Below are 10457 nucleotides of genomic sequence, written 5' to 3' on the forward strand. Positions count from 1 at the left end.
GGGCACGCTCAGCCGCTCAGCGGATCGCTGACCTGGTAGTCCAGCGTGACCGCGAGGGTGGCCGCGAGAAACGGTGCGCCGCCCTCCACCGGCACCGGCTGCAGCTCCGGCGCGGAGGGCGTCATCAGCTCCACGCGCCCGCCAAGGCTGTTATCCTGCGCCAGTGCCGCCCCGATGCGGGTGAGCAGAGCGTCGAGCGCCGCCTCCGGCGCACCGAGCGGCATGAACGCCTCGATCTCCACGCGGTGACTGTACCAAGCCCGCCAAGGGCTCAGTGTCACATCCGGATCGCCGGGAGTGCCATCGCGCAGGATCACCAGCCCGCCCGTCGGCACCCGCTCGGGCAGAACCGCGTTGCGTCGCACCTCGGCGCCCGCGTGCACGGCAAGCTGCGTCGTCAGCGCCGACAGGATCGTCTCGCGGGTCGAGGCCATGGGTAGATCCTTTGAGAGATAGGCAATAGCTGCGGGCAAAATCAATGACAGCGCGATAGTCGACCGCGAAAGGCACTTCCGTCGCTCAATGCATTCCGCATTTTAGGTTTTGGAACGGGCCAACGGCGTTTACGCCCACGGTGCCGTGGGTTGGCACCTCGACCACGAAAAAGCCTCACTCATCACATGCGTCCGGAATATGACAAATGAGCAACGTGATCCAAAGCTTGACAGGAGCAGACTGTCGCTGGTTAGGCTGGAACGATTCGATGCTTTTGCCGACCACTTGATAATGAGGTTTCACATGAGATTTTTGACGCTGGCGATCGTTGGTGCTCTCGTCCTGACGGGCTGCACCGAAAGACCCGGTACAAACTCACCGGAGATTGTGGCGCGAGGTAATAGCGTGAACCTTTCTTCCGCCGCATTGGCATTTCCGGAGCCCGGGACGCAGATCTCTTACGCTTGGCGTGATACAGAAAGCGGCAATCGACCATGGCGCGGGATTGTAAGTTCCGGGCCTTTCGGGGAAATGCGCATGATCGAACACCCCTTCCACGAAAGACGGTCACTCTATCCTGGTTGCCTTCTCCATTGTAATCGCACAAGCCATCCAATCACGGAGGCGAGCTATACAGAGCTGTTCCCGCTCTCCGTAGGCAAGTCAGCCGAGTTTGTTCGCCGGAGGTCCGACGGCAGCAGAGCGTGGCAACATCGTACTCGTGTCACCGACACTGCTCGCATTCAGACGCCTCTAGGTGAGTTTGACGTGTTCGTCCTTCAAACAGAAACGAGAGGTATAGAAGGCCACGATTGGGACGGCAAAATCGTTTCCTATTGGTCGCCCGAACTTGCAACGACCGTGTACGAAGTGAACACCAGCGAGAATTCGGATTGGAGAGCCGAGCACATTTTGACTCAGTACGAGCGACCTTGAAATTATCGTAGTAGGGCTGGAGCAAACCAGTGCGTGGGGGGGTGCCATGGATCGAAATGGCAAAACCCCCGGGCCCGTTGACCGGCTAGTACGCCTGTCTTCGGCACCAACGATCCAGCTTGGTTCGTACCGCGCCGGGCAAAGGCAGGTGCGTACGTGGAAATAGCTGCGGGATAAGAGAGCCGCGACGTTCTCGTCACCCAATGCGCTCATTTACCCAATTCGCCACAATCAGCCCCGGCACGCTGTCATGCGCCCGCTCAACATCGCGATCCAGATCCAGAATTTTCGGCAGCCTCACCTGCGGCACCAGCAGAAAAATCGGGACCGTGGCGCGCTCACGTCCTGTCTTAGAGCGCGAGGCCACACCAAGACCCCCTCTTGTTCAGACGCCCGTCGGCCACGAGCAGGCTCGGCCCGGACCGGCGAGAGACAAAGCGCAGGCCGACCCCGCGTCGGCGTTCCCATGCGCCCGGGGGTGATCCTGCCGCCCCGCGGGCCACGCCCGGCAGCAGGCAGCGGGATCGTGAGCCAGAAGCCGGTCTTCGAGCGGATCAGCGGCTCGGTGTCTTGCGCTACACCGATGACCGGCGCCTTGGACCAGACTAGTGCCGAGCGTTCAGGCTCGGTTTGCCCTTGCCGAGCGGCTCTGACCGGGAACGTCGGGCGTCACGCTTCTCGACAAACGCGAGATGCACCTCTCAATCGGCGCAAATCGCTTGTGCGACGATGAAGTCCCAGTTCTGATCTGTCGGCGTATTCTCCACCGCGAAAGCCTGTACGCGACGGAGGTCGTCGAATGGGTAGATGAGTTGCAGCGACGCATTGCCCGGTGCATCGGTGGTGATCGCCGCCCCCGCACCGTGTAGCCGCTTGTTGCCCGGACACTCAGCGACGGCGAGCTTGGAGGCTTCCGATTCCCTCTCATCGGATTCGCCGTAGACAATCTCGTAGCCGGGCGGCGGGTCCACGCAGATCGCGAAGGCGACGACGTTCCAATCACGGTTAATCCCATCCGGCGCCGCGCTGCCTTGCGCGCGGACGATGTCTCCAGGACCAGACGAACGCGCAACCTGCAGCACCACTTTGTCTTCCGGAGCGTTGATGCGCGCGCCTGAGCCGATGGTCCGCTTGCCCTCCGGGCAGACCGCAATAGCCTGCTGCGCGGATTGCGACGAAAGAGGAGTGGCGGATGACACCACTTGCTGCCCCGACAGCGACCCCGCATCCGCGCAGATCGCGTAAGCCTGAACCCACCAGTCGACATCTGTGCCCGGCGCGAGTTCAGCGGCGGTTACTTGATATCCATCCTGGTACGGCTCAAGCTGCGTAAGGACCAGCCTTTCGCCGCCGGCGCCCTCCGCTTGAGCCACATTCGGAGCTTCTGCCAGCTCGGACGAAGATTCCGGCAGTCCGAGGTTTTCCTGTGGTCTGGTGACGGCATGTACCCAGCCGCCGCCGCCGATCACCTGCTTATCGGACGGACATTGCGCCAGTGCAGATTTCGGCGACTGAGAGTCGCCGGAGGGCTGGGGCGAGAAGACCCTTTCGAGGCCCGTAATGGAGGAGGTCGCCTCGGCTGCGGAGAATGGGGCAGCAAGAAGTACGGTCGAGAGGAGATAGCCGATCCCCCACATTCTTAGACGCATTGTGACATATCGATTTCTCATCGTACAGGCTCCTTTGGTTGATTATCCTTTCGGACCTAACGATCAGTATTGGCTTCGTCGTTGTAACTGCAGGATCGGAAAACTGGCCCGCAAGCGTTAAGCACTTGTCCATCTTTCCGCCGCGTTGCGTGAGAGCCGCGATCATTATCCGAAAAGCCCAGCGATGGTATTTTCATCGCCAACTCCAGAAGTCTTTCGATTGGCAAAGGGCACGGAAACTGGTTCTTGATCCGGCCCAGTTTGCATTTGCCTGATCGGATCGAACGCTGATCTTAGTCGTAGCTGCGATCCGCTAACGGGACGGCACGTAAATCAGCGTCCCACTATATTGCTGCCTGATTCGGCTTCGTGGTGTCAAATTGAGGGTCGCGCCATGACTCCTCGCTTCCCAAGAAGAGCTCCAGTTGTTCGCCACTCCACCCAATTCGCCACGATCAGCCCCGGTACACTGTCATGCGCCCGCGTAGCATCGCGATCCAGATCCAGCCGCTTCGGCAGCTTGACCTGCGGGACCAGCAGGAAGATCGGGACCGTGGCGCGGCCGCGTCCGGTCTTCGAGCGCGAGGCCACACCGAGACCCCGGTTGTTCAGACGCCCCTCGGCCACGAGCAGGCTCGGCCCCGACCGGCGATAGACGAAGCGCAGGCGCAGCCCGCGGCGCCGTTCCCATTCGCCGGGGGTGATCTTGCCACCGCGCCGGCCGCGACCGGCGGCGGGCAGCGGAATCGTCAACCAGAACCCGGACTTCGAGCGGATCAGCGGGCCGGTGTCGTGGGCGCTGACGATGTCCGGCGCGTTCGACCAGACCAGCGCAGCGGCGTTCAGGCTGGGCTGGCCCTTGGGATATTGCGCCGACCGGATTGTCCGGGACAGGCGCCGGCCGAGCCCCGCGCCGGTGATCTGCCCCCGCCAAGCGGTCTTGAGGTTTGTCCCGGCCTCGCGCGTGGCGGCTGACACGGCTTTCTCGCCCGCGGTGATCTCGGCGGCCATCATGGCGGCCAGATCGGGGGTGATGTCGAGTTTGAGTTTCATTCCGACCTGAAGTTCGAGAAGCAGACTAACTGCTCAAGGGTGCTGCAGAGCGTTTGATCCGCCTGTAGGGATGTGAAAGTCTGACGATGTCAGCGTTGACCCGTTGAAGGATCCTGATCGGTGTGGCCAAGTAAAATCGAACGATGGCCGCACAGGCGCTTTCGGCAAACACGATGGATCAACGAGACGATTGACGCGATGTTTGCCTCAAATAAAAGGCGACTCGGGGAATCTCCCTGGGGTCTGCTCCGAGCGCAGCAAGGTTACCGCTGACGTTCAAGGTTGCGATCCGGTACTTGCAAATACGATCATTCAGTTTTCGAACAGTGAACGTCGAGACTTATTCGTGCTCACCATCTGAGCGTCGACCTGACCCACGTACGAACAGGTCAGGCTTTTTCGCGGCAGCGGTGAAGGTAGCGACCGTTATCGCCGCAGCTGCTATCAAGACAGTGTGCCCGAGCACGCTGGCCGCAAGAAAAGTGTAGCTGCCGATTGCTGTTGAAAAGCTGACTGCCCACATCACCCCCAGGATCTGCAGGACATAATGCCGAGTACCGACATCAGGGATGTTACGAAGCGGGCTGACTTCATGATGGAATATGAAATTCCACGCGTACACGACAAAATTTCCGGTACTTGCGAACATGATTTTGGTCCTTTCAATTTCTTCGTCTATCTATGCTAGGTTCATGTGCATTCACAGGCCCTACTTTGGAACTTACTAATATATACGACGATCTTGGCCGGTCGGATCAAAGAATCACGGGTCACGCCGGCCGCAGATCCACGGTCCAGACCAGCCGCTCGCGATCGCGCACTGGCTCACCCTGAATAAGAAACGCCTCGCCGTCGATCTCGATGCGGTCACCGGGCCTTGGGGTCGGCACCTCGGCGACGCGCAGATCGACGCGCGTGGTCTCCGACCAGAGGCGGGCGTCGCCGAAGTTGGTGATGTCATCCGCGCGGCGGGTGACCACGCGGACAAGGACGGGTGCGCCTCCCTCGCGCGTGTGGATGGCCTCGCGGGCGATGTTGTCATCCGCGAAGAGCGCTTCGAGCGCCATGGCGACGGCCGTCATCACGTCCGCCGCGCCGAGCGCAGCACCTGCGGCCGGGTGCAGATCGGCAGCGGGTTCGACTCGATCTCGAGGCGCACCCATTCGTCGCGGTCGCGATCCGGGATCATCCGGGCATAGAGCGGCAGGCCGACGGTATTGACCGTCTCGAAGGTGTCGGCGGGGGCGTAGTAGATCTCGAACAGCCCCTCAACGCCCTCGGGGTAGAAATACGCCTTGTCGGTCGGCACGCCGAAGCCCAGCCCGCCCCGGTAGCGGCGGAAGGTGATGCCGCCGAAGCTGACCTCCTCGCCGACGCGCCCGCGCAGATCGGCCGCCGCGGCGGTGTTGAGATAGGTCTCGCGCACCTCCTTGTGGGCCACCAGATCGGCGAAGAAGGCCGAGCCGCATTCGGCGCGCAGCTGCACCTGACCGGCGGCCAACCCGCCAAGCGTGTCCTCGACGCTCTCGATCAGCGCCTGACAGCGCTTGCGCAGCGCGCCCGAGGCCGGGGTGGCATTGTCCAGATCGAAATCGATCTCGGCGGCCGGGGCGATGCCGAACTCGGCATGGTAGTCGATGACTGTGGCGCCGTCCTTTGGGTCCTTCACCACGCCCTGGATGCCGTTGAAGAGGTGGAACTCGAAAGTCGCCTCGGCGTCATTCCTGAGCCGGCCCAGCTTGCGCGCCACTTCCGTCTGGACCTGCTGGACGGCAGTTTCCGAGCCGAAGTCGCGGATCGACTGGATTTCCGAGGCCCACAGCACGTCCTGCTTCTTGAACTGGCGGCAGACGAAGGCGCGCATGTCGCGGCGTTCGGGGATCTGGCTCTCATAGGCCGAGCCGCGCTCCGAGAACGGGATCAGCGACAGCGTGCCGTCGCGGCTCTCGATCATCACGGTGCGCGTGCGCACGCCGCGGCTGCCGAAGAGGTTTGCGCCCGACAGGATCGCGGGCTTGTAGGGGATGTTCTCGAGCGCGCGGGTCAGCTCGATGATGGAGAAGGCATCGCCCTCAAAAATGTCCATGGTGGCCACAGCGTGCCTCCTTCTGGTCTGGATGTGATGGGAAAACTGCGCGCGAGATCAGCGCAGGAGGATGCCGAGCGCCGCCAGCGCCGTCGTGGCCGTGGTGATCTGCGCCTCGGTCGCGCCCTCGGGCCAGCCGATCTCGTGGCGATTTACGATGGCGGGACCGCGAACCAGCACCACGGCATGGGCCTCGGTGTCGGTGGCGTCGACCGCACCCCAGAGGATCCCGGCGGCGTTCTGGCTGCCGTTGGAGGCACCGGGGGTCAGTGCGGTATATTTGCCGCCCGAGGTGATCCTGCCCAGCACGGTGCCGGGCGCGAGCTTGCCCGCGCCCGAAGCGACGGTGACAGTGTCGCGGGTATAGTCGCGCAGCACTTCCCAGGTGAGAAAGCCGCCGGCGTGTTGGTCTTCGGTGAGCGTGGCCATGGGGAGTCATCCTTTCATCTTGAAGGCCCGGGCGATGACATCGCCCCAGGGGCGCGTGGTCTCGCTGCGCCCGGGTTGCGGGTGATGCGGGGTGATCTGCGGCGCGGCCTCGGCGCGCGCATCCAGCAGGCTGGCGCGCACCGCATCGAGGCTGGCGTCCTCCTCGAGGAACCTCCCGGCCATCTGCGGCTGGCCGGCAAGGCGGCAGAGATCGACGACGGCGCGCGCATGCGCGATGGCCTCGGCCCGGATCGCGGTGGCGTCGGTCTGCTCCGGAGCATTGTTGGCAGCTGCAACAATGCTGCCGGGGTCATCAGCTGCCGAGATCTCGGAGGGGATGTTGCCACCTGCGCCATCCGCACCCTCGCTTTCGGGCTTGGACGCAGGATCGGTCGGCGACGCAACATCGTTGTCGCCTCCAACGATGTCGCCCCCTCCTGCTGCGTCTTCCTCCGGCGCGACGGCCTCCACTGCCTCGACCAGTTCGGGCGGCGCGTTGCGGAACCGGCCGATGTCGAAGGTGGCGGCGATGCGCACGGGCTCGGCCAGCCGCGTGGCAAGGCCCGCCTCAAGCGCCTCGGCAGCATCGAACCACGTCTCGGCCGCGAGGAACGCGGCGATCTCCGCCTCGGGCTTGCCGGATCTGGCCGCGTAGCCGCGCAGCATGCTGGCCGCAATCTTGTCCAGCGTCCCGGCCATGTCGCGCATGTCCGCCGCCGTGCCCATGACCAGCCCGCTTGGGTCATGGATCATCAGGAAGGCGTTTTCCGGCATGACGATCTCGTCACCCGCCATGGCCACATAGGAGGCGGCCGAGGCGGCGATCCCGTCGATCCAGACGGTGACCGTGCCAGTGTGACGGCTCAGAGCGTTGTGGATGGCGACGGCATCGAAGACCGAGCCGCCGGGGCTGTTGAGGCGCAGATCGATCGGCGCGTCATCGGGCAACGCCCCCAGTTCGGCCAGAAACCCCTTGGCCGAAACGCCATAGGCGCCGATCTCGTCATAGATCAGCACCTCCGCGCCGCTGTCCCGGGCGCGGATCGTGTACCAGCTGTTCATCATGTCACTCCTGATTGGTGGCGCGGTCGGTCGCGGCCGCGTCCTCGCCATTGTTGCCACCGGCGTCGTCGCCAGGACCCGGCCGCGTGGCCGGCGTGGCACGGGCGCCCTGCGTCTCGCCCGGGCTGGTGCGGTAGCGCAGGCCGAGGCCTTCGGCGCGCGCCGTGTCCACCGCGTTCTCGCGATCGACCTCCTCGACATCGTAGCCCGTGGCCTCGACCACCTTGCGCCGCGAGGTGATCCCCGCCTCCATGGCCAGCACCTGCGCCTGGATGTCCTTCAAGGGATCGACCCAGTCCCAGCGGGGCGGGATCCACTGCACCATGCGCGCGGCCGCCGGATCGGGCAGAGCCAGCCGCCCGGCCAGCTGCGCGGTCTCCAGCCAGCGTCGCCAGACCGGGCGGCAGAGCTGATGCGCGATCACGCCGTGCTGCAATTGCTGCACGCGGCGACGGAACTCCACGAGTTCGGCCCGCAGGCTCGAATAGTTGGCCTGGCGCACATCGCCGGTGACCAGATGGTAGGGCAGCCCCAGCGAGGCCGACACCGCCAGCAGCGTGCGGTACTGGAACGCCTCGTAACCGCCACCGACATCGGCGGGGCTCGAGAACTTCACATCCTCGCCCGGCAGCAGCACCTGCATCGTGCCCGGCTCGAGGCTGGCGATGGCGGCGCCATCCGGATCCGCCTCGTCCTCGCCCATCATCGGGTCTTCCGGCGCGGTCTTGGTGATGAAGCCCGCGAACATTGCCGCGGTCTTCTTCCGGTCCAGCTCGGCGTCGTCATACTGATCCAGAAGGAACAGCCGCACCATGGTGGGGGCCACATGCGGCAGCCCGCGGATCTGCCCCGCGTCGAGCGGGCGATAGATGTGCAGCACATCCTCGGCGGGCACGCGCACCGTCTCCGGCACCGCGACACGCTGATCGGTGCTGTCGCCCGGATGGGTGCGGCGAAAGTGATAGGCGACGCGCCGTCCGATCAGGTCGAACTCGATCCCGCAGCGGATGCGGTTGCCGTTTGCGGCCGTGCCGGTCTTTTCGAAGGGCAGCATCTCGGACTGCAGCAGCTGCATCTGCATCGGCACCAGCAGCCCGTCCTCGGCCCGGCGCGGACGGAACCGCACGAAACACTCGCCGGCCACGAACATCTCGCGCGCGACCATGGCCTGCAGGCCGTAGAAGTCGGTCAGCCCGTCGGCATCCGCTTCGTCCGTCCAGGCGAGCCACAGCCGCTGGACGCGGTCGCGCAGGTCCGCGTCGTCGATCAGCGACGAGGGCTTGATGCCGTCGCCCACCACATTGGCCGCGAAAGCCTCGCAGGCATTGGCCGCGTAGCCGTTGGTGACCACCAGTTCCCGCGCGCGGGCCAGCAGTTTCGGGCCACCCGAGGCGACCAGCGTGTTGATATTCTCCAGCGGCGGATTCCAGCCCCGCAACCGGCGTTTGGACATCGCGCCCTCGAGGCGTGCGCGCACGCCAGCCGGGCCACCTGATGCTGGGCGGCGAAACCGATCGAACAGCCCCATGGATCACAGCCCCTTCGCTGTCGTCACGCGCACATGGCGCACGATGCGCCGTCCCTCGAGGGCCGCGATCTCGCGGTCCAGCGCCTCGATCGCCCGGTCGATCTCGGCCACGCTGCGGTAGTCCACGGTCTTGCCGTCATAGCTGACGCGCGCCACGCCCGAGGAGCGCTGCGCCGAGAGAGCGTCGCGGCGAGACTTCAGATCGACGATTGTGGACATGCGGCCGGCCTTCTATCTTCAGGGTATCGCAGCATTCGGAGCCGGACATGTCAGAGACCGTTGCCCGCATTCGCATTGAACTCGAAGACACCGATCCCCTCGTCTGGCGCGAACTGGACGTGCCGCTCTCGACCACATTGGCCGCGATGCATGACATCATCCAGGTCGTGATGGACTGGTGGGACTATCACCTCTACGAATTCGAGATCGCAGGCAGGATCTACGGCGTACCGTCTTCCGACGACGAGATCTACGAGCGCAAGGTCTACCAAGCCAGGGCGCTGCGTCTCGGCACCGTGCTAGAACGCGGGGTCCGCGCGTTTCTCTATGTCTATGACTTCGGCGATAACTGGCGGCACCGGATCACCGTCGGTGAGGTCCGGCAGGGCGACGCCGGTGTCGAATATCCGCGCTTCATCGCCGGCGCCCGCCGCGCCCCGCCCGAGGACGTTGGCGGTATCACCGGGTTCGAGGAATTCCTCGAGGCGGTGTCCGATCCCGAACACGAGGACCACGAGCGGATGCTGGAATGGTACGGCAAACCCTTCGACCCGGAAGACATCGACGAGCGACGTCTGCACATGATCATCGAGGACTTTGCCGCGCGGCGGCGCGGCCCGCTCAAGAGTCATCGCAGCGACCGACGCAAAAAGCTGTCGTGACCGGGTTCGTCTACGTCCTTGGCAGTCAGACCTCCGGTGGTTATCGCACCTATGTCGGATGGACACTCGATCTCGAGCGTCGCCTGGCCGCGCACAATTCCGGCACCGGCGCGAAATCGACACGCGGCAGTGTTTGGTGCCTGATCTATGCCGAGCGATGGCCCTGCCGCATCGAGGCCATGCGCCGCGAATGGCATCTCAAGCGCAACCGTTCCCTGCGACGGCGTCTTGCGCGATCGGCGCAGGGCCTTGGGCGCTGATCGACCAGAATTCCTTGCCCGGTCCGGGTACGCTCACTGATTCTGTTCAATTAAAGCCTGATCGTCATGGCAACAACTGACGTCGATGCCATGCCGTTGTCGAGATCGTTGTCCTGTGTTTACAGGCTTGAATGCGTA

At 64.2% G+C, this 10457-nt stretch carries 12 protein-coding genes and 1 pseudogene; 2 read left to right on the top strand and 11 right to left on the bottom strand.

Going from position 1 to position 10457, the window contains the following annotated elements; all coding sequences use genetic code 11:
• Positions 1-8: 8 nt before the first annotated feature.
• The 11 genes and pseudogenes from V8324_RS16500 to V8324_RS16550 form a co-directional block, all read right to left on the bottom strand.
• Positions 9-434, bottom strand: coding sequence for an acyl-CoA transferase (locus tag V8324_RS16500; RefSeq protein WP_336421022.1), 426 nt, complete (start codon positions 432-434; stop codon positions 9-11).
• Positions 435-1567: 1133 nt separating this feature from the next.
• Positions 1568-1992: pseudogene (locus V8324_RS16505) on the bottom strand (DUF6441 family protein); the annotation flags it as partial.
• Positions 1993-2072: 80 nt separating this feature from the next.
• The gene (locus tag V8324_RS16510) at positions 2073-3041 is read right to left on the bottom strand and encodes a hypothetical protein (protein ID WP_336421023.1); all 969 of its coding nucleotides are present in this window, start codon (positions 3039-3041) and stop codon (positions 2073-2075) included.
• A gap of 354 nt (positions 3042-3395) precedes the next feature.
• Positions 3396-4073: a DUF6441 family protein gene (locus tag V8324_RS16515; protein ID WP_336421024.1), complete on the bottom strand. Its 678-nt coding sequence runs from the start codon at positions 4071-4073 to the stop codon at positions 3396-3398.
• Positions 4074-4413: 340 nt separating this feature from the next.
• Positions 4414-4722 carry a hypothetical protein gene (locus tag V8324_RS16520; protein ID WP_336421025.1) on the bottom strand — a complete coding sequence of 103 codons (309 nt, stop codon included), beginning with the start codon at positions 4720-4722 and terminating at the stop codon, positions 4414-4416.
• Between the two features lie 121 nt (positions 4723-4843).
• Positions 4844-5155, bottom strand: a complete 312-nt coding sequence (locus V8324_RS16525) for a head-tail joining protein (protein ID WP_336421026.1) — start codon at positions 5153-5155, stop codon at positions 4844-4846.
• Positions 5155-6159, bottom strand: a complete 1005-nt coding sequence (locus V8324_RS16530) for a major capsid protein (protein WP_336421034.1) — start codon at positions 6157-6159, stop codon at positions 5155-5157. Before V8324_RS16530 ends, V8324_RS16525 begins: the two co-directional genes overlap by 1 nt.
• A 57-nt stretch (positions 6160-6216) precedes the next feature.
• Positions 6217-6588, bottom strand: coding sequence for a head decoration protein (locus V8324_RS16535; RefSeq protein ID WP_336421027.1), 372 nt, complete (start codon positions 6586-6588; stop codon positions 6217-6219).
• Between the two features lie 6 nt (positions 6589-6594).
• Entirely contained in the window at positions 6595-7650 is a 1056-nt protein-coding gene (locus V8324_RS16540; RefSeq protein ID WP_336421028.1) for a head maturation protease, ClpP-related, read from the bottom strand.
• A 4-nt stretch (positions 7651-7654) separates the two neighbouring features.
• Complete coding sequence (locus V8324_RS16545) at positions 7655-9178, bottom strand: phage portal protein (protein ID WP_336421029.1); 1524 nt, start codon at positions 9176-9178, stop codon at positions 7655-7657.
• 3 nt (positions 9179-9181) lie between these two features.
• A complete protein-coding gene (locus V8324_RS16550) occupies positions 9182-9397 on the bottom strand; it encodes a phage head-tail joining protein (RefSeq protein WP_336421030.1) in 216 nt (71 codons plus the stop codon).
• Positions 9398-9444: 47 nt separating this feature from the next.
• Here V8324_RS16550 and V8324_RS16555 point away from each other — a divergent pair, with 47 nt between their 5' ends.
• Together V8324_RS16555 and V8324_RS16560 are read left to right on the top strand one after the other, a co-directional pair.
• A complete protein-coding gene (locus V8324_RS16555; RefSeq protein ID WP_336421031.1) occupies positions 9445-10059 on the top strand; it encodes a plasmid pRiA4b ORF-3 family protein in 615 nt (204 codons plus the stop codon).
• Positions 10056-10319, top strand: a complete 264-nt coding sequence (locus V8324_RS16560; RefSeq protein WP_336421032.1) for a GIY-YIG nuclease family protein — start codon at positions 10056-10058, stop codon at positions 10317-10319. The genes V8324_RS16555 and V8324_RS16560 overlap by 4 nt, the downstream gene beginning before the upstream one ends.
• Positions 10320-10457: the final 138 nt, after the last annotated feature.

Origin of the sequence: Roseovarius sp. D22-M7 (assembly GCF_037083785.1) — a bacterium.
GTDB lineage: Bacteria > Pseudomonadota > Alphaproteobacteria > Rhodobacterales > Rhodobacteraceae > Roseovarius.